Source organism: Palleronia sp. LCG004, assembly GCF_032931615.1.
GTDB lineage: Bacteria > Pseudomonadota > Alphaproteobacteria > Rhodobacterales > Rhodobacteraceae > Palleronia.
In genome coordinates this window covers 1,016,312-1,036,193 of the sequence record NZ_CP136759.1, presented here as the reverse complement: position 1 = coordinate 1,036,193, position 19,882 = coordinate 1,016,312, and the positions used below count along the sequence as shown (strand labels likewise).

Sequence of the window (19,882 nt, the reverse complement as noted above, 5' to 3'; positions counted from 1 at the left end):
CCTACTCGGCCGCGACCTTTCGTGGCGTCAGCATCGGCTTCAGATAACGTCCCGTATGCGAGGCCTCGTTCTCCGAGACCTCCTCTGGCGTTCCGGTTGCGACCAGCTCTCCACCGCCGTCGCCGCCCTCGGGACCGATATCGATCAGCCAGTCGGCCGTCTTGATCACGTCGAGATTGTGCTCGATGACCACGACCGTGTTTCCCTGATCGACAAGCTCATGAAGCACTTCCAGGAGCTTCTTCACGTCCTCGAAATGCAGACCCGTCGTCGGCTCGTCGAGGATATAGAGCGTGCGGCCCGTCGATCGCTTCGCGAGTTCCTTCGACAGCTTCACGCGCTGCGCTTCGCCGCCCGAAAGGGTCGTCGCCTGCTGACCCACGCGGATATAGCCAAGGCCCACGCGCACCAGCGCGTCCATCTTCTCGCGGATCGAAGGCACGGCTTGGAAAAAGCCCTGCGCTTCTTCAACCGTCATATCAAGAACATCTGCTATGCTCTTGCCCTTGAACCTGATTTCCAGCGTCTCACGATTGTAGCGTGCGCCCTTGCAGGTCTCGCATTCGACATAGACGTCGGGCAAGAAGTGCATCTCGATCTTGATGACACCGTCGCCCTGGCAGGCCTCGCAACGACCGCCCTTGACGTTGAAGCTGAACCGCCCGGGCTTGTAGCCGCGGGCCTTCGCCTCCGGCAACCCGGCGAACCAGTCGCGGATCGGCGAGAACGCCCCGGTATACGTGGCGGGATTCGAGCGTGGCGTACGCCCAATCGGGCGTTGGTCGATGTCGATCACCTTGTCGAGATGCTCCAACCCCTTGATCGTCTTGCAGGGCGCGGGTGTCTGACGCGCACCGTTCAACCGCATGGAGGCGGTCTTGAACAAGGTCTCGATCGTGAGGGTCGACTTGCCGCCGCCCGAAACGCCCGTTACGCAGACGAACTTGCCCAAAGGGAAATCGACGCTCAGATCCTTGAGATTGTTGCCCGACGCTTCCACGACGCGGATCGCCTTCTTGTTGCCCTTCCGACGGTCCGGTTGCACATTGATCGCGCGCCGGCCGGCAAGGTAATCGCCGGTAACGCTCTTCGGATCGCTCTCGATCTCCTGCGGCGTTCCGTGCGCGACGACCTCTCCGCCATGGACGCCGGCTCCGGGGCCGATATCGAAGACGTAATCCGCCTCCCGGATCGCCTCTTCGTCATGTTCTACCACAATGACGGTATTGCCCTGATCCCTCAGGTTCTTCAGCGTTGTGAGCAACCGGTCGTTGTCGCGCTGATGCAGGCCGATCGACGGCTCGTCGAGCACATAGAGAACGCCCGTCAGACCCGATCCGATCTGGCTCGCCAACCTGATCCGCTGCGACTCGCCCCCCGAAAGGGTCCCGGCATTGCGCGACAACGTCAGATATTCGAGGCCGACATTGTTCAGGAATCCCAGCCGTTCGCGGATTTCCTTGAGGATTGCGCGCGCGATCTCGTTCTTCTGCGCGGTCAGCGCCGCGGGCACCCGCTCGCACCATTCCCAGGCCTCGCGGATCGACATCTGGACGACCTGGCCCACATGCATCCCGTCGATCTTGACGGCCAGAGCCTCGGGGCGCAGGCGATACCCATCACAGGCACCGCAGGGCCGGTTGTTCTGATAGCGCTCGAATTCCTCGCGGATCCAGCTCGAATCCGTCTCGCGATACCGGCGTTCCATGTTCGGAATGACGCCCTCGAAGGCGCGCGACACCTCATAGACCCGCCCCCCTTCGTCATAACGGAACTTGATCTCGGTCTCGCCCGACCCGAAGAGAAAGACGGTCTTCGCCTCGTCGGGCAGATCGGCCCATTTAGTCGATTGCTTGAACCCGTAATGCTTGGCGATGGCTTCGATCGTCTGGGTGAAATACGGACTCTTGCCCTTGCGCCAGGGTGCGATCGCACCGTCCGTGATCTTGAGGTTCTGATCGGGCACGACCAGGCGTTCGTCGAAGAACAGCTCGACACCCAGACCATCGCATTCCGGGCAGGCCCCGAACGGAGCGTTGAACGAAAAGAGGCGCGGCTCGATCTCGGGGATGGTGAAGCCCGAGACTGGACAGGCGAACTTCTCCGAAAACGTGATGCGCTCCGGATCGCCCTCGCTCGGGGCTGTCTCGAGGATCGCGATCCCGTCGGCAAGGTCGAGCGCCGTGCGGAAACTGTCGGCAAGTCGCGTCTCGAGCCCTTCGCGTACCACGATCCGATCGACCACGACGTCGATGTCGTGGCGGAATTTCTTGTCGAGCGTGGGCGGCTCGTCCAACTCATAGAAGGTGCCGTCGACCTTCACCCTCTGGAAGCCCTGCTTACGAAGCTCGAGGAACTCCTTCCGATATTCGCCCTTCCGGTCACGGATGATCGGCGCGAGGAGATAGCCTCGCGTGCCCTCCTCCATCGCCATCGTCCGGTCGACCATGTCCTGCACCTGCTGCGCCTCGATGGGCTTGCCGGTGGCCGGGGAATAAGGCGTCCCGACCCGGGCGAAGAGCAACCGCATGTAGTCGTAGATCTCGGTCACGGTGCCGACGGTCGAGCGCGGGTTCTTGGAGGTCGTCTTCTGCTCGATGCTGATGGCAGGGCTGAGGCCGCTGATATGATCGACATCGGGCTTCTGCATCATGTCGAGGAATTGCCGCGCATAGGCCGAAAGGGATTCGACATAGCGGCGCTGCCCTTCGGCATAGATCGTGTCGAAGGCCAGCGACGACTTGCCCGATCCCGACAGACCCGTGATCACGACAAGCTTGTCGCGGGGAATATCGACATCGATGCTCTTGAGGTTGTGTTCCCGCGCGCCACGGACTTCGATGTTCTTCAGCTCGGCCATGTCATACCTCGTCAACCCGCCTCCTCAGATAGGCGCGTGTGCGAAATTCGCAAACGGAAACTCGGGCGATCCGGTCAGGCGGGAGTGGTGAGACGGGCAAGCATCAACACCGTGACGAGCCCGGCAAGTGCCACCGCAATCAGCGCGAGATAGAGCAACCCGAGCCCGCCCACCCCGAGGCAGATCGCGAAGAACGGCGTGCCGAGGGTGGTGCCCACGTTGCCGAGCTGCGCAATGCACCCCGTGGCCTGCGCCCGGTCGGGAAGCCCGCGGTTGAGATACGGGATCATCGCGAAGCTCGCAGCGGGGACGATTCCCATGATGAGAAAGAGAGGCAGCAGTGCGAGCGTCCAGCCCAGCAGGAGCGGCACGCCTAGCACCGCCATCGCGGCGAAACCGCAGGCAGCGACGCGTGGCGGCGCGATGCGCCGCATCGCCGGACCGGCCGCGAAGGTACCCGCAAGCCCCAGAAGCGGCAGGCCCGTCGCGAGCCAGGGTTGCCCAAGCCGCATCGGCAGCAGCGTGAGCAACGCGACATAGGTCAGCGTGTAGAAGACAAAGCCGAGACCCGGCGCGAAGAGGTCCGGCCGCGAATAGATCCGCGCATGGACCCGCCACGGATCGAGCCGCAGGGGCGCGCGGATCTGTCGCTGCAGCCGCGATACCAGAAGCCCCGCCACGACGAGCATCGCGATGCCGTGCAGTGCGAGGACGAGCGCGATTCCCCCCTGGTTCAGGACCCACGGAAAGATCACCGCGCCAATCGCAAAGGCCACTCCGAAGAACGAGGCCCAGATCGACATGACCATCGGCCGGTCGCGATCCGAGGCGAGCCCGGCCATCAACGGCGGGGCCGAGACGACGACCCCCAGATGAGAGAGCCCCTCGACGACGCGCAACCCAGCGAAGACCGGCAGCGGCGGGAGGAACGCCTGCAGAAGCGACAGCCCCCCGCCCAGCACCATCGACCAGACGAGGACGCGCGCCGCCCCCCATGCGGCCACCACCCCGCCGGCCATGGCACCGCCAATGATCCCCACCACGCCCAGAATCGAAACCAGATAGGCGAGCCGCGTGGCCGGAGCGTCGAACGCCACCCCGATCTGAGGCAGCCCGAGCGAAACCTTGGCGAATTGCCCGGCGGCAAGCAGCCCTCCGACGAAGATTGCGACGACGAGCGGCCAATCGGTCGAGCGGCGCTCCACCTCGCCGCTCATGGTCGTTCGCGTCCGCTCATATGCGGGTCACGCGTCGGTCTTCAGCATCCGAATCGTCTCGGCATAGCCGCCAGCATCGAGATAGGCGTCCTCCGCCGCGTTGTTGCGCCGGCCGAGCGCCGCGTTGCGATAGGGAAAGCGCCCGTAATTTCGGATGACCTCTCGATGGGCACGGGCGTGGAAGAGGTTGTCCTCCGCCTCGGGCATGCGTGCCACGAACAGCCTGACGCAGCGATCCTGATCGGCGAGGATCTCGGAATGCATGAGCGGCAGATAGAAGAACTGTCGCGCAGGGCCGTCGATCTGCAGGTCCCAGTCGCGGGCGATCGCCTGCTTGGCCGCGGCAAGCGCGCGCCGATCGAGCGCGAAGGCCCGGCCATCGCCGCGGAACATGTTGCGCGGGAATTGATCGGTCAGGGTCAGATAGGCCAGCGCGCCTTCGGGCGAGGCGCACCAGGCCCTCCGGACGCCGTCGCGTTCGGCCGCCCAGAGGTCGCCGAACCGCTCGCGGATGGTCCGGTCGAGATCGTCGTCGACCGCGTACCAGCCCTTCGGTCCGACCTCCTCGACCCAGAACCGGATGATCTCTTCTGCCTGCGACATTTTCCTCGCCTTCTCTTCCCTTGCGACGGGCCCCGCAGATGCCTCAGGCGGCGGCCTCGTCGTCATCCTCGTCGATTTCTTCGTCTTCTTCGGCCTGCTCCTGCAGCCAGTCCTGCGCCGCATCCATCGCGACGACCGTGGCGGACGGCGTAATGGCGACGTATTGCCCGTATTCGTCGGGTGCCGCGCGGCGTGTCATCCGGTAGCCGGCATAGGCCGCGAGAAGCAGCATCAGGACGGCCAGGAAGACCCAGAACCCCATCGGTCCGAATTCAGCGATCATGGCACCCGTGATGATGGGGCCCGCCACGGCACCGAGACCGTTGATGAAGAGAAGGCCACCCGACGCGGCCGACATGTCCTCGTGCGCGAGGTAATCGTTCGTATGGGCGATGAGCAGCGCGTAAAGCGGATTGGCCATCCCGCCCATGACGAACCCCGCGACGCAGAGCATGACCAGCGTCGGCTCGGACGTGAACCCGAGGAAGCTGACGAGCCCGCCGACAAGCGCTGCACCCATGATGACGCGTCGCCGGTCGAACCGGTCCGACAGCCAGCCGATCGGATATTGCAGCAGCAGACCGCCCGCATAGATCGCGGCGACGAATGTCGCGACTTCGCTCACCGAAAAGCCCAGCTGCGTCGCATAGACCGACGCCATGCCGAACTGCGCCGAATAGACGCCGCCCATCAGGAACATCCCCACGCATCCGAGCGGCGAGGAATGGTAGAGCCGGGCGAGGCTCATCGGTTTGGTCGTGGCAAAGGCCGGCGTGGGCGTCACCGACAGCAGGATCGGCGCAAAGGACATCGAGACGAGGACCGAGGGCACGATGAACAGGATGAAACCCGTCGGATCCCCCAGTGCCAGCAGCCCCTGGGCGGTGAGGATCCCCGTCATCTGCACGATCATGTAGACCGACAGCGCCTGCCCCCGCTGGTCGTTCGTGACCGAGTTGTTGAGCCACGATTCGGCCGTGACGTAGACGCCCGAGAAGCAGAAGCCGATCAGCACCCGCAACAGAACCCACGCCCAGGGTTCCGTGATCGAGGGATAGAGGATCAGCACCGCCGAGATGAACGAGGCCAGCGCCGCGAAGACGCGGATATGCCCCACCCGCCGGATCATCTCTGGCGCGAGACGCGAACCACCGAGGAATCCCAGGAAATAGGCGGACATGACCAGCGACATCTGGAAGGTCGAGAACCCTTCGAGCGGGCCCCGCACGCCCAGCAGCGTACCTTGCATCCCGTTGCCGACCATGAGCAACGCCATGCCCAGGAAGAGAGCCCATCCGCCGACCAGAACCTTCAACATCGCCTCGGGCCTCTTTCATACCAACCGCGCGGACACCGCGCACCGATTGCCTGCAAATACGTGCTCGGTCACGGCAAGCGACCGACGCCGATCCTGCGGGAATCGCCTGGCGCGCGGATAACAGGGTGCGACCGACCTTCCCAGCCCCAACTTGCCTAATTTCGCGCCGTCGCGCGTTCAGCCAATTCCCTTGCGAAGCCTCGGGCGGGGCGATATGACACCGCCACGACCACCTGCGGCGAGTTGGCGGAGTGGTGACGCAGCGGATTGCAAATCCGTGTACACCGGTTCGATTCCGGTACTCGCCTCCAATCCTAAATTGTACCTAAAATGTCCAAGCACTTGTCCGATTCGGGCCGGTCTGGCACCTCTAACTGGCAGTACGACTGGCAGTATGAGAGGAAATCATTGGCGATGGATGACCTTGAATGGACGGCCGCAACGCTGAGCCTGCGTAACGGGATCTACTACGCATATTTGACGATTCCCCTCGCCGCACGGACGCGTGGCGGACCACGCCAAATGCGCCTGACGACGGGTACTAGCGACTTCAAATTAGCGCAGAAGAGACTCCACGACCTAGAGGCACAGTTAAGGGTTAAGATCGCCGCGAAGTATACGTCACACCAAATGACCCGTCCGCAGAGCGCGTACATGCGTCTCATACATCAACTCGATTTGGCGAGTACGGAGTATGCTGCCAGATGTTCTTTAGAATCGGAAGTGTATACGGTAACATACATGGAGCCGCCGCAAACGAAGGGCGAACTAGCTTCTGCCCTGAATGGAATAGATGATCGATTACACGAGTTCGTAACGCTAGATCGAGACGGTGATCCTGAATTTATGGTAAGCTGGTGGGATCGCGTCGGACCAGACGAATTCAACGCTGCTGAGTTGCGAATCCTCCAAAGTGAAGCCACGGCGGATCTGAATGCTGCGCTTGGATTGTCAGAAGACGGTCCGCCTACCATCCTTGATCATCTGGAGATATTCAGAACCGATCTGCAGGAACAAGTCCAGAACGGTCATCTCCGAGAGAAGACTGCCCGATCACGGGTCGTAACAATCGAAGATTTTGCCGAAGTCGTAGGCAATCAACCAATGGTAGATTTCAAGGCAGCACATGCTTACAAGTATGCAAGATCTCTCTCAACAGAGAAGGCGAATAAGACGATTAAAGCAAGACTGAGCCATGTCTCTACGCTCTTCGATCACGCTGTTCAGTCGGATGTAATTGAAAGCAATCCGTTCCGTCGCATCGACCTGCGTACATATGGCAAGAAGTTGGAGCACTACGCGCCCCTTACCGACGACATGATCAGTCAGTTGTTTGCGATACCTAACCTACCTGAAGACGTAAGGAACATCTGGGCGATCCTCGCAGCGACTGGTATGCGGCTTGATGAGGTCGCCACACTTCGCGCCGGACAGGTAAAGATTGTAGACGAAATCTTGCACTTTGACCTGCAAGCATCGAAGGTGAAAAACCGTCAATCACAAAGAAGAGTACCCGTCTGCGAAGCAATCCGCCCTCTCGTGGAACAGATGGTTTCACGGCGCGATTCTCATGATCGCCTGTTTGATTTTCCTGACAAAATTGACGGCAAGACCCGAGCATCCGAACGTTGCAACTATTGGATGAAAAAAGCCCAGTTTGCTTGCGATGGTACTCACTCGAACGAACGATACACAACGCATTCGCTGCGTGGATCTTTCAAGGACAAGATGCGCGACGCAGGGGTCTCACGCGAGATTCACAGCGCCATTCTAGGGCATGATCTAAGCGCTGTAAGCGCAGCCTATGGACGAGGACCGAGCCTTAAAGTGATGAAGGATGCAGTAGACAGGGCGGAACATCCGTATATCGGCTTGATTGAGCTTAACAAGCTTTAGCTTAATAAAGATTTGTGATTTAGCTCTCGACCGGTAAATACTGAAACAGTGTGGATGAAAAGAACATGCTATTTAAATCAATCTAGTACATCTGTCGGAGCTTTGCTGTATAACAATTAAGCAGGTAATTATTTTTTACGTGATGATTAAATTTTAAGTTAAGTCAAAAACCTTATTCATAATTTGAAGCCTTTGCAGTGATCAGATATAGAAGTTTATGAAGTATATTTTAATTTTCTGTACTCTAAAATTCTTTTTTGGCATAGCTCACGCGCAAAGCCGTAATTCAATTGATGACAATGTTCTTGAAAATTCTGTACAGTTAAATTCTCCTGGCTTTATACTTGATACATACCAAAACTTTTTAGATCGTCAGCATCAAGAGCAACAAGCATTTGAACTCGATCGTGATGCGCTTGCAACGCAAAAAGAGATTAGTGCTGCGACACAGCTGATGAAGGATGCTGCTCAAAGCACCGCAAGATACACTCTTTTATCAACAATCTTTGTTCCCATAGGAACACTTTTTGTCTTATGGTCGCTTCAGATTGCGCGAAGAAGTAACGTTTTAGCATCGAAAGCACTTATTTCGTCAAGATTTTACTCTCATTGGGAAATGAGACCTTATATATACGCTGACGTAGAGCAGGATTTTACTTTCGCCGATAATTTCACGCGGAAAGAAGATGGCTGGAAATTAACTTTTAAAATATCTAACTTTGGCAAAACTCCGGCTTGTGTTAAAAGTTTAAGGATCGTTTACAATGAGTGGAGCAAGGGTCAACCTGCAGGAAATGTATTCGAACCGCTACACTCAGATCACGAGAATAATGTTTTCCAAAAAGGGGATATTCATACGGTATATCCTGGCGTTACACCTGTAAATTTAGTAACTAACTTTGGGAACCTCGAAATTCTTGAGGATCTAGATATAGGTAGCAAGTACGCCACAATTGGATTGATTATAGATTACGAAGATTCGTTCGGTGCGAATTATTATTTTCGAGGTGGCTGGTCGTTGGAAGTTTGTTCACGGAAAATTCCAGATGGAGGGTATGAAGTGGTCTTACCTGCATTAAATAGCTTCGGATTTACGGACTCTTCCGACTTGAATAATTTTGAATCGTACAGGTCAATGTAGGAATAATATGTTCAGTACATTCGGCTCAAATTTTTAGCCAATTGTTGAGGTTTTTTTGACTATCGTGCGGGCTATTTTTAATCCTTAAAATTGTTTGGCGGCTGAGTCCTGTCGCCTTCGAGATCGCGCTTGCCCCGTCCCCGTTCGACAGCATGGACAGGACGATCTCTAACGTCTCCCGGTCATACGAAGGTTTCCTGCCCCGGTACTTCCGGTCATCTCCCCGTGCAGCCTCTATACCGGCCCTCTGAGCCTCTTTTGTCGCTTCCGCCTGTGCCTGTGCCGTTGCGGCCATGAATGCAATAAGAGCGTCTCTCACGGCCTCTTGCATGGGATCTTGCGGGGTGCCGTCGAAGATCATGCCGTTGATGACCGTGCGGATGGTCACGCCACGACGCATGAACTCCCGGATCGTGTCGGTCACGTCCTGGTAGTTGCGTCCTAGGCGGTCCACCCACCGAACAACCAGCGTGTCGCCCTTCCGGAGCTTGTCGAAGAGCCGTTTCCCCTCGGGGCGATCTCGGAGAGCTGTACTGACGCCAGACACGCCATGATCTGAGAGAATCTCGTCTATCTCGAATCCGGCTTTCCGTGCCTGGGTAACCTGATGGTCGAGCGTTTGGTCTGCCGTGCTCACACGGGCATAGAAAATCGTGGTCATGCCATCCTCGAACTGTCCGAAAGGGTGTTGTCCGGTAAGAAGCATGTCCGTAGATCGAAAGCAAGCCTTACGGACACCTGTTTGAGACGGATTTTACGTGTCCGCTAGACTATACCCTATCGAACAATTCCGTTTGCATGATTTCCTCACGGTCCAGCTTAGGATGATAGCGCGAGAGAGGCCCTCAGAAGCGATCTCAAGGCGATAAGTGTATTTGGCTGTGTGGGTAGCCTTACGATGAATTCAGCGCTCACAGAGCTTCTCATAGGCTCCCAGGCACTATTGACGGACAGGGGCGGGCACCATGCCGGGGTATACGATTACGTGCATGATCCCGCCACCATCTTAGATTCAATTACTGTCAAGCTGGCTCGAGAAAGGCGGGCAGGAGGATCTTATGCGAACGCAGTCTCAACGTTGAATTGGTCACGCTACGGGTAACCCAGGGTGAGTGAGTGATTCCAGTAATAGGGAATGCCCCTCCTCCTCCCCCTTTAAGGTAGCGCGATCCAGTATGGATGATTCTGATCTCTTTGATGACAGCGAAAGTGTAAGCCCGAATGTAAACCCCGGCTTTCAAACCAACCTTAAAAATCCCCGCGATAACCTGGAGAATTCAATACCCCTCCTACACAGAATTGAGGGTCCAAATCCGTACCTTGAAAGGCTAGTCGATGCCTCTCACTCCCTATACGGAATGCTACAGGATCTAGAACGCTCCAACCTCCCCCTACGATCAAGGGGTAAACACCTTACCGCCCTCCGTTTCATCCTGCATAGCCTCGCCCATATCGCCTCGATCCCTCTCGACAAATGCGGAATACGTAATCGCTATGTCGCTGTTCCGCTGCGGAGCGAAGACTATTCACCCCGATCAGTATACCGGGATCTAAGCTACCGCGCATTCAAGACAGTCCTGAACCATCTCCGAGAACTGCATTGCCTCGAAACGGGGGAAATATGGCTGGATTACGAGAAGGGATTCTACAACCGATCCGCCCGGAAGGGAATGCGGACTCGGATCAGCGCGGCGGGACCATTTCTAGACTGGATGGTTCAGCAAAAGCTTATATTCGGAGGGCATCCGTATCTCAGGCAAAGCGACCCCGATACCGGAAAAGGCTGCGAGTCCGTCCTTTGGTGCTCAAAGCCCAAAGCAGGGAAGAAGGCCAAGGCGAAAGCCCTTAAGTTGATCCGTCCCCTACAAGGGTACGAGATGGTTATACCGGCCCTGAACGACGCGTTGGCAAAGCTGCAAATCGAGTACGCACTCACGACGTACCGAGAGTATGACGACCTGTACAACTACCGGGATGGCAGGTCGCACCTCGTCTATGGCGGTCAATGCACTCTCTATCGGCAGTTTTCAGGAAAAGACGGCACGGGAGGGCGCCTGTACGGCCACTTCGTTCAAGAGATCCCGAGCCGAGGGCGGAAGAATCACACCTTCGACGGAGATCCGGTCATCGAGCTGGACTACACGTCGATGCAACTCGCCTTGCTCTACGCGCTTCGAGCCGTCCCCCTGCCGGAAGAACCCGATCTCTACGCCCTACCAGGCATGTCCCCCCACCGCGACGACATGAAGCTTGTTCTGATTGTCTCGGTTGGGACCAGCTCGAAGCAGGAGGCTGTCAGCGCACTCAGGAACAAGCTGCGCCTACAGCGTCGGAACATGGATGACGCTGAGACGCTCTACGATCAGTTTTGGAATGCTCATCCTGGCGTCTGTCCGCATGACGGGACCGCTAAGAAAGCGGCCTGGGGAGAGCTACAGCACAAGGATAGCGAGATCGCGCTGCGTGTTCTGGCGAAGCTTCTAAACGTCGGGATCGTTGGTATTCCGATCCATGACAGCTTCCTCGTTCAATCGCGGTACGAGGATCAGCTACGGACGGCTATGTTGGACGCGTTCGGGGAGGTGTGTCCAGGCGGCAGGGTTCGCTTTGAATCAGTATAAATCACCCATTCCGTGACTCCGGAAATCCTCCTCAAAATATTGCTCTAAAATCTCTTATTTCTTTCGTTGTGATACTCCTGAAAAATTCGCCTGTATCTCAGTAAAAGCCGGTACCTAGCAAGCTCTTGATACTTCTCTATGGTGTACCGAAGCATTGAATCATTACCCTTACCATATTGTCATTCTTCACTTGTCGTGCGATTTGATCCGAACCGCACTCAATTGGCAGAAGTAGCTAATTACATTGCGAGGATTAATCTGTCACAACGAAGACTTGTTCAGTTTCTTACAGATTCCTGCACGTATAAAGGCCATAAGCAAAACAAATCTATTCCGCAGTAAAGATGAGCTAAGTTGTGTAAACAGACGTAAAGTTAAAACTTAAAGCATTTTAAACAGTTTTAAAAATCTTTAATTAGTTAATTTAGATAAGATTAACGCGAAATATCCCCACTAGAAACGCACGAAACAATTTCACTCAATAATTCCTGTTGCGAACGTCCAGATATTTCCCTGCATACCCGGTCTATTGACATATCAAATGATACTCCGCGCCGAGGATTAAAAATTCCAATATAGCGCAAATCAAAATCCTGAGAGGCGTGGTTAAGCGCACAATAGGTAATCAATTGACGTATATCAGCACTCCTGAACGAGCGATCTACTGCCTTAATTTCATACAATGTAGCACCATAAACAACATCTCCCTCACATGCATCCACATAGCCACAGCCACTAAACGTAGGCCTTAATACTACTGTTGCCGCGTTCTTTTTAAAAAACCCTCGAAGGTTGTTCTCGAGATTGTCAATCTGAACCTTTTCATCCGGAGATACTGCTACATCCAACTCATCCGGGCTGTCTGTTAATGGCCTCAATCGTCTGCGTGCTTCGCCAATTGCAATCGCTTCCAAGTTAGCCTTAGACATTAAACCTACCGGCGTGCAAAATTTCGCGAAGGCAATCTCTGCAACGAGTGCAGCCCTAATCGGACCACCAGGTTTCTTAATCGGCGGTGACCATCGATCAGTATACTCAAGATTCAGTCGTCGTACGAAATGCTCTGATGTAGGAGCATTCTCCGCCCAAAAGGCATTATGAAGATTTGCGAAGCTCGATGCATCAATCATAGATAAAATTCACTTTTTCCATGCCCGACCCGCTCACCGGCCCAGGCCAAGACAAATTTTTCAAAGGGGTTCAATTCTTTCTTAATATGATCCCTCCAATGTCTTCCTTCATCTTTGAGCGTATACGACGCAACTAAAAGAGCTCTCTTTTCAGGATCGCTCAGTTGCCTATACTTATTTCGCAAATCAGAAAGCCAATACCAGTCACGCCAAAGCGCCATCACAAGGATAATATCGCGGCAAACTATGTCTGACCTTCGGGTATCATATATCTCCTTAAGAAGCTGCTGGGTCTTTTCAGTATTTGAATGCTGAATAACCCTCAAAGCAAAACAAAGATGCACATCGACTCTTAGAACGTGAGAATCGGATCTTATTAGTTCAATCAGTTTTTCGACTAACCGATCCTTAGCAGCGTCTCCCAGGTCGTTAAAAACTTTGTCCATCATTATCAGTGCGGAGGAGAATATAGGGTAAAGCACATCACTGTTGTCGACCACAGATAGGACAGCATCGTCTTTAGTCTGACCATCTAAGTAGTGAATAGCTGAAACAATTTTTCTGGACAGCGCAATGTGAACACGTGACTTGGCCAGTTCTTCCTTAAGAAGACCAAGAATATCAAAGTTTCTTACTTCCTCTTTAAGTCGCTCGTAATCCTCTTCAGCGGTTGGTGAATATGGGTCAAACCTCAAAGAAAAGCTGAGGAGCCTTCTTGAGCGATCAGGGAGTACTACATCTCTCTCTCCCTTTTCTTCCGCTTTAGCATCATCCAAAGGCAGTTGAACAGGACTAGTCGCCTTAAACTCCGACGTGGTCATTATTCGAGTTTTAGACTTCTGGAGGGAGAGCCCTTGATTTTCAAAAAGCTTCTCAGAAATGATAATAGTATTCCGGTACGCTTCTTCGCGGCTTTTCGCAAACAAATGGAAATCATCTGCAAAGCGCACGAAATCAATTCTTTTACTCTGCAATAGCCAATCGATCTGATTTATTGTAATTTCAGATAAAATACGTGCAGCAGGGCCGCCAATTGGCAAGCCGAATGATCTAGTGTTCGAGAAATTGCTCAAGAACGCCATAATTCTTTTTGGATAAGGCGTGTCACCAGCGACTTGAAGCAGTGCGTTCTCTAGTCTGTGGTGATTCAGTCTAGGGTAAAATTCACTTATATCGCAAGTTGTGACGAACTCGTAAGAATCACATTTCTCAAGTGACCTCATCATAAATGCATGCCAACTTAAACTCCTGTCAAAAAGATCGCCGCAGTCTTTCTGCGGCTGAAAACGATAAGAAAAGACAATTTTTGCATCTGTTTTTACTCTAGCTGCCTCTAACTTCTCGGCTAAAGCAATTACGCAGCTCAGGAAATGGGCATTCCAGATTGGATCCATCTGCGTACCCCATCGAAAACCGTAATACGACACCGGTATCAATGCATTGGTGTTTGACGGTGGATACTGAGCTAAATATTCGTCGAAATTCGCGTCATACTCACAAATGAGATCAACGAATTTTTCTGTGTTATCAAATATAGCATGCCCTTCAAAAGTTAATGGGAAAATGTCTGTATCCCCGTGCTTTATTAAGTTTAGAACAGCTAGGTTTGCTGCTGCACGGAATTCGTCTTTCGTCACCATCTGCTTCCCCAAAGTCGCTTATGAAAGCTAGTTAAACCCGGCCCTGGAACGCGGGCAACTTTGGATACATTGGTCAAGATGTTGAAATCCTGCAAGCTAAGCTTTTAAGTTTGACACAGAACAACCTTCTTCTGAACTAGTTTGGCCACGCAGGCTTGCATTCAAGGACCACGGATCCTGATGCAACTGCTTCATTTGTTTCCTGCCCCTTGCTCCAAACATCAGAGGAGGCTGACTGCCGTAGTTGGTTCGGGTCGTTTGCGAAAAGCGGCCCATCCTGCGACCCTAAGGACCGCAGGCAACACAACGGTTTGTATAAGTTGTGAACAAAATCCGCTGAGGGTCGATTAGCAGTCAACTTTCGCTGCGTGCATCTTTGGGCCTCTGAAGGTAAAATTTTTCAGGTTGCATACCCGGCTTCGGTATGACGCTAAGATTTACCTGTCTTCTAACGAACATTATGCCTGCTCCACTGAAGCCGAATGACGTGACGGTGGATAGACTGATACACATCTGTGTCTTCGATGGATCATGAACTCTGGGCTTACTTTGCTTTACGGACGTATGAGCATTGATCCTACGGGACTTAAGTCTTAGCCCAGATACGCCCTTTATCGTTCAGCGACACTACTATTGGCAGTACATGGGACAGTATGGGTATGTTCGCGACTTAAAATTAACAGTTCGAATCCGATACTTACGGTATTTTTTGACTTAGGAACGGCATTCCGGTACTTGCCTCCAATCCTCTCGATTTCGTGAACCAACCGTCGGGCGCATCACCCCATGCGCCGGATGCCGCTGGTCGTTCGTCACAAGGACCGGACCGGGCGCGAAACCGCCATCGGTGCCGTGCGTATGCCGTGCAAGGTTGACCTCTACGGAACCTCACAAGCTCTTGAGCTTTGGTCGTACATCGAAACGACAGCGGGAAGCTCCGAACCATGAACAGTCTCATCTATCTCGTTGGCCTTGTGGCCATCGTTCTCGCAGTCATCACATTCATCGTCTGACGAAGGAAAAGCCTCATGAACGACAATGATCCCGACAATCGTCGCGTGGATCGGGAGGCCGGCGAGGACATGAAGCACGCCGCCGAACGACTTCGCGATGATGCCCAGACAACCGCCGAATCCCTGGGCGCACGCGCTCAGGAAGAGGCTTATTCCCGGGCCGACCGCGCGAAGAGCGGTATTGCCTCGGAAATCTCTGGTTTTGCCGATGCGCTCAGGCGTGCGGCCGATGACATGCGCAGCGGCTCGCCGCAGGAAAAATCCTTTGGTCAGATCGCAGGCGCGCTTGCCGATGCATCCGATGCCGTGCGCGATCGCGATCTCGGTCAGCTTGCCGGCGATGCGAGCGATTTCGCACGCCGCAATCCTCTCGCCTTCCTCGGCGGGGCGGCTCTCGCGGGCTTCGCCGTATCGCGCTTCGCGAAGGCGTCGGCCTCGGCACCGCGCGGCGGTTACGGGTCGTCCGGCAGCCATGACGATTTCGGATCGTACGACCGCGGTCCCCGCGGAACGACCCCAACGCCGACGACCCCCACGCCCCCGAGCGCGCCGGTCGATCGCAGCGCCGTGCCTGGCCCCGCGACGACGCCGGTGACGACCACCCCAGGGACAGGAACCCCCTCGACGGGAATGCCCTCCCCCAACGCCACCAGAACACCGGGAGACGTGTGATGTCCGATACCGACACGACCAAGACCAACGGAACGCGTCACCAGTTGCGGCAGACCGGCACGCTTCTCGGCGACGCGCTCCAGCAGGTCATCGCGCTGCTGCGCGGTGAGCTCAATCTCCTGCGTGCCGAAATGGATCAGAATGCCAAGCAGGCGGGGGCCGCGATCGGCATGATCGTCGCGGGCGTCGTGATCCTGCTCGTGGCGCTGAACGTGCTGGCAAGCGCGCTCGTCGTCGGGATCACCGAACTCGGCCTCGATGCCGGCTGGTCCGCGCTTCTCGTCGGCGTGGTCTTCGCGGCAATCGCGGCGATCCTCGCACGCAAGGGGGTCAACGACCTCAAACTGACATCGCTCGCTCCGACGCGCACCGCGAAGAACGTGGAACGCGACGGCGAAGCCGTTAAGAAGGCACTGTAAAATGAGTGACCATCGAACACCCGACGAGATCGAGGCGGAACTGCGCGAAAACCGCGAAGGTCTGCAGAACACGCTCGTCGCGCTCCAGAACACGTTCTCGCCCGAAACGATCTTCCGGAGCATCTCCGACAATGCCCGCGAACATGGCGGCGAATGGGGACGGTCGATCTCCCATTCCGCACAGCAGAATCCGCTCGCGCTCGCCGTGGCCGGGATCGGGCTTGGCTGGCTCATCTTCGGTCGCGGGCCGAGCGCCAGCCACATCGACCAGACGATCCGTCGCGCGGCCGATGACGACACTACGATCGGTGGCGGTCGCAAGACGGCCTACGGCGCGGATGCCGATGCGTCCATCGGTCCGCGCGGACCCGTCCCCGAGGGCAGCGGTCCGAACTGGATCACCGATGCGGACCGGGGCCCGAGCGCGGGTCAGCGCCTTCGTGCCGGCGTTCGTTCCGGCAGGCGGTCGGTGTCGGACAACGCGAGGTCGGCGCGTCACGGTGCGGAATCTGCCGCCGGACGTATTCGCGACCGGTCGTCCGACATGCAACGCCGTCTTTCCGAAGGCACCGAAAGGATGAGCGAAGAGGCACGCGAGCGCATCATCGCGGCACGCGAACGGGCGATCGTCGCCAGTGAACGGGCGAGCGCCGGGATCGGCCGCGGAGCCGACCGAGCGGTCGATTTCTTCGACGAGCATCCACTCGTCGCGGGGGCTCTGGCCTTCGCCGTCGGTGCCGCGATCGCGGGCAGTCTGCCCCGCACGCGCTACGAAGACGAGTATTTCGGAGAAGAGAGCGACCACCTCTATGACGAGGCCGAGCGCGTCTTTGCCGAGGAACGCGAAAAGCTCGAACGCGTCGCGGGTGCCGCTCTCGACGAGGCGCGCGAGGTCGGCGAGGAAGTCCGCGAAGACGCCGACGCGGCCGCGCGCGACGCCAAGGATCGAGCGGATCGCGAAAGCCATGGTGAGGGCAGCGCCGCCGACGCGGCCGTCGATCGGGCAGAAGGCGCGGCAAAGCGCGTCGCCGATGCGGCGCGCGACGAGGCCGAGAAGCAGAATCTCGGCCATCCGTCGAATAGCTGACATTCGTCAGGTTTCGCCGCGAAACGCCCGCTCTCCGGAGCGGGCGTTTTTCGTTCCGGCCTAGCCCAGGATCCCCGCCTCGCGCAGCGTGACGATCGTGGCATCGTCGATCCCTGCCTCCCGAAGCACGTCGGCCCCCTGCGCCCCGAGATCGGGGGCCGGATGGCGCGGCCTGAGCGGCGTCTTCGAGAACTTGATCGGAAAGCCGGTCATCCCGACCTTTCCGTGGCCCGGATGCTCGACCCGCAGGACCATTTCCTGAGCCTCGGTCTGCGGATCCGACAACGCCTCCGTCAGGGTCTGGACCCTGCCGCATGGGACGCCTGCGGCGTTCAGACGCTCGATCCAGACGGATTGCGCGTCGGTCGAGACCACCTCGTCGATCATCCGGTTGAGCGCGGCGCGGTTCTCGAGCCGGGCGGCATTGTCGGAAAATCGCGGATCGTCGAGCAGATGCGACAGGTCGAGCGCCCCCAGGAACCGGCGCACGATCACCTCGGTCGAGGGGGCGACGGCGATATGACCGTCGGACGCGCGGAACAGCCCGTAGGGCGACGCGATCGGATGATCGTTGCCCGTCGGCACCGGGTCGCGCCCGTTGGCGAGCGCGTTCGACGACAGATAGGCAAGCATCGACATCATCGACATCATCATCGAGGCCTCGACAGCCTGCGCGGGGCCGCCAGCCTCGCGCCCCCTCAGGGCCGCGACAGCTCCGAGCGCGGCATAGAGACCCGCCACCAGATCCGTGATCGGCGGAGCTGTACGGATCGGTCCGGTCTCGGGCGTGCCGTTCGTCGCCATGAAGCCCGACATGGCCTGCGTGATGAAGTCGAAGGCCGGACGCGTGGCGTAGGGGCCGCTCGATCCGTAGCCGTTCACGCTGACCACGATCAGATCGGAATTGATCTCGGACAGCCGTTCGGGCGTGAAGCCCATTTCCGACAGGACGCCGGGGCGGAAATTCTCGGTCAGGATGTCGGCCCGGGCGAGCAGTTTGGCCAGCACCTCGCGCCCGTCGTCGGACCTCAGGTCGAGCGCGAGGGACCGCTTGTTGCGGTTGAAGCCCGCGAAATACCACGACATTCCGTCGACGATCTCGCCCTGCTTGCGGACGGGGTCGCCCTGCCCCGGCGGTTCGACCTTGACGACATCGGCCCCGAGATCGCCCAGGAGCATGGAACAGAACGGACCCGAAAGAATCCGTGTGAGATCGACGACGCGTACGCCGGACAGCGGCAGATCGCTCATCCCGCGGCGGTCCGGGTCGCGTCCGGGTCGTAACGTCTGAGCCGCGGTCCGGCCTTCATCACCTGGCCCGGAAGCGGTCGGCCCAAGGTCTCCTGCGTGCGTTCCGCCACGGCGATGATCGCCTGCAGATCGACACCCGTCGCATAGCCGCTCTCCTCGAGCAGATAGACGAGATCCTCGGTACAGATGTTGCCGGTCGCACCGGCGGCGAAGGGGCAACCGCCGAGTCCCCCGATCGAGGCATCGTAATGCGTGACGCCGAGCGACAGCCCCGTCATCACGCAGGCGAGCCCCACGCCGCGGGTATTGTGGAAGTGCAGCCCGATCTCGAGCCCCGGTGCGGCATCGCGGATGGCAGAGATCGCGGCGGCGACCGTGACGGGCGTGGCCATTCCGGTCGTGTCGCCGAGCGAGACGCGCATCGCGCCCATCTCCTGATACCGGCGGGCGATACGGCCGACCTGCTCTGCCGGTACTTCGCCCTCGAACGGACAGCCGAAGGCGGTGGCGATCCCCCCTTCGAGCGCCACGCCGCCTTGTGCGAGGATGGCCGCAACTTCCTCCATCTCGGATAGCGACGCGTCGATCGGTCGGTTCACGTTCTTGCGGTTGTGCGTCTCGGAGGCCGACAGGACGCCGTGGACGAAATCGACGCCTGCCCCGACGGCACGTTCCGCGCCCTTGCGGTTCGCGACGAGGCCCGAGACCGAGGCGCCTTCGGGGCGTGAAATGCGCGCGAGCACCTCTTCGGCATCGGCGAGCTGCGGCACCGCACGGGGGCTTACGAAAGATGTCACCTGTATCTGTCTCAGGCCCGCCGCGAACATCGCATCGACGATCGCGATCTTCTCGTCGGTGGGGATAAAGCGTTCCTCGGACTGGAAACCGTCGCGGGGCCCTACCTCGCAGATGGTAATATGTCGCCCGCGCGCGGCCGGGCCGTGATCGTCGTTCATGATTTCTCCTCCTCCAACGCGCGCACTCTGCCAGCGGGGCGCGGCGATTTACAAGCCG

At 57.3% G+C, this 19,882-nt stretch carries 15 protein-coding genes and 1 tRNA gene; 7 read left to right on the top strand and 9 right to left on the bottom strand.

Annotated elements, in window-relative coordinates; translation table 11 throughout:
* Position 1: 1 nt before the first annotated feature.
* The 4 genes from uvrA to RVY76_RS04970 all read right to left on the bottom strand — a co-directional run bounded on the left by uvrA (position 2) and on the right by RVY76_RS04970 (position 5,998).
* On the bottom strand, positions 2-2,860 hold the full coding sequence (gene uvrA / locus RVY76_RS04985; protein WP_317376286.1) for an excinuclease ABC subunit UvrA: 2,859 nt from the start codon (positions 2,858-2,860) through the stop codon (positions 2-4).
* 74 nt (positions 2,861-2,934) lie between these two features.
* The gene (locus RVY76_RS04980) at positions 2,935-4,077 is read right to left on the bottom strand and encodes an MFS transporter (RefSeq protein ID WP_317376285.1); all 1,143 of its coding nucleotides are present in this window, start codon (positions 4,075-4,077) and stop codon (positions 2,935-2,937) included.
* Between the two features lie 27 nt (positions 4,078-4,104).
* Positions 4,105-4,680, bottom strand: coding sequence for a DUF924 family protein (locus RVY76_RS04975; protein ID WP_317376284.1), 576 nt, complete (start codon positions 4,678-4,680; stop codon positions 4,105-4,107).
* Positions 4,681-4,723: 43 nt separating this feature from the next.
* Positions 4,724-5,998, bottom strand: coding sequence for an MFS transporter (locus RVY76_RS04970; RefSeq protein ID WP_317376283.1), 1,275 nt, complete (start codon positions 5,996-5,998; stop codon positions 4,724-4,726).
* 237 nt (positions 5,999-6,235) lie between these two features.
* Between RVY76_RS04970 and RVY76_RS04965 the strand changes: the two genes are divergently transcribed.
* The 3 genes from RVY76_RS04965 to RVY76_RS04955 all read left to right on the top strand — a co-directional run bounded on the left by RVY76_RS04965 (position 6,236) and on the right by RVY76_RS04955 (position 9,035).
* Positions 6,236-6,309 (top strand) — tRNA-Cys (locus RVY76_RS04965).
* A gap of 103 nt (positions 6,310-6,412) precedes the next feature.
* Complete coding sequence (locus tag RVY76_RS04960; RefSeq protein ID WP_317376282.1) at positions 6,413-7,894, top strand: tyrosine-type recombinase/integrase; 1,482 nt, start codon at positions 6,413-6,415, stop codon at positions 7,892-7,894.
* Between the two features lie 217 nt (positions 7,895-8,111).
* Positions 8,112-9,035 (top strand): hypothetical protein, encoded by a 924-nt coding sequence (locus tag RVY76_RS04955; RefSeq protein WP_317376281.1) that lies wholly within the window; start codon positions 8,112-8,114, stop codon positions 9,033-9,035.
* 25 nt (positions 9,036-9,060) lie between these two features.
* On the opposite strand, the gene RVY76_RS04950 is transcribed toward RVY76_RS04955, so the two are convergent.
* A complete protein-coding gene (locus RVY76_RS04950; protein ID WP_317376280.1) occupies positions 9,061-9,696 on the bottom strand; it encodes a recombinase family protein in 636 nt (211 codons plus the stop codon).
* 514 nt (positions 9,697-10,210) lie between these two features.
* Between RVY76_RS04950 and RVY76_RS04945 the strand changes: the two genes are divergently transcribed.
* On the top strand, positions 10,211-11,656 hold the full coding sequence (locus RVY76_RS04945) for a hypothetical protein (protein ID WP_317376279.1): 1,446 nt from the start codon (positions 10,211-10,213) through the stop codon (positions 11,654-11,656).
* A 434-nt stretch (positions 11,657-12,090) separates the two neighbouring features.
* Here the strand turns inward: RVY76_RS04945 and RVY76_RS04940 are convergent, their stop codons facing one another.
* Both RVY76_RS04940 and RVY76_RS04935 read right to left on the bottom strand, forming a co-directional pair.
* Entirely contained in the window at positions 12,091-12,786 is a 696-nt protein-coding gene (locus tag RVY76_RS04940; protein ID WP_317376278.1) for a hypothetical protein, read from the bottom strand.
* On the bottom strand, positions 12,783-14,426 hold the full coding sequence (locus RVY76_RS04935; protein WP_317376277.1) for an RNA-directed DNA polymerase: 1,644 nt from the start codon (positions 14,424-14,426) through the stop codon (positions 12,783-12,785). Before RVY76_RS04935 ends, RVY76_RS04940 begins: the two co-directional genes overlap by 4 nt.
* Before the next feature lie 1,028 nt (positions 14,427-15,454).
* Here RVY76_RS04935 and RVY76_RS04930 point away from each other — a divergent pair.
* From RVY76_RS04930 to RVY76_RS04920, 3 genes are read left to right on the top strand one after another with little or no spacing between them, the layout of a single operon-like run.
* Entirely contained in the window at positions 15,455-16,111 is a 657-nt protein-coding gene (locus tag RVY76_RS04930) for a hypothetical protein (protein ID WP_317376276.1), read from the top strand.
* Positions 16,111-16,530 carry a phage holin family protein gene (locus RVY76_RS04925; RefSeq protein ID WP_317376275.1) on the top strand — a complete coding sequence of 140 codons (420 nt, stop codon included), beginning with the start codon at positions 16,111-16,113 and terminating at the stop codon, positions 16,528-16,530. The genes RVY76_RS04930 and RVY76_RS04925 overlap by 1 nt, the downstream gene beginning before the upstream one ends.
* Before the next feature lies 1 nt (position 16,531).
* On the top strand, positions 16,532-17,617 hold the full coding sequence (locus RVY76_RS04920) for a hypothetical protein (RefSeq protein ID WP_317376274.1): 1,086 nt from the start codon (positions 16,532-16,534) through the stop codon (positions 17,615-17,617).
* Positions 17,618-17,677: 60 nt separating this feature from the next.
* On the opposite strand, the gene RVY76_RS04915 is transcribed toward RVY76_RS04920, so the two are convergent.
* Together RVY76_RS04915 and RVY76_RS04910 are read right to left on the bottom strand one after the other, a co-directional pair.
* Complete coding sequence (locus tag RVY76_RS04915; RefSeq protein ID WP_317376273.1) at positions 17,678-18,868, bottom strand: CoA transferase; 1,191 nt, start codon at positions 18,866-18,868, stop codon at positions 17,678-17,680.
* Positions 18,865-19,824, bottom strand: coding sequence for a hydroxymethylglutaryl-CoA lyase (locus tag RVY76_RS04910; protein WP_317376272.1), 960 nt, complete (start codon positions 19,822-19,824; stop codon positions 18,865-18,867). The genes RVY76_RS04915 and RVY76_RS04910 overlap by 4 nt, the downstream gene beginning before the upstream one ends.
* Between the last annotated feature and the right edge of the window lie 58 nt (positions 19,825-19,882).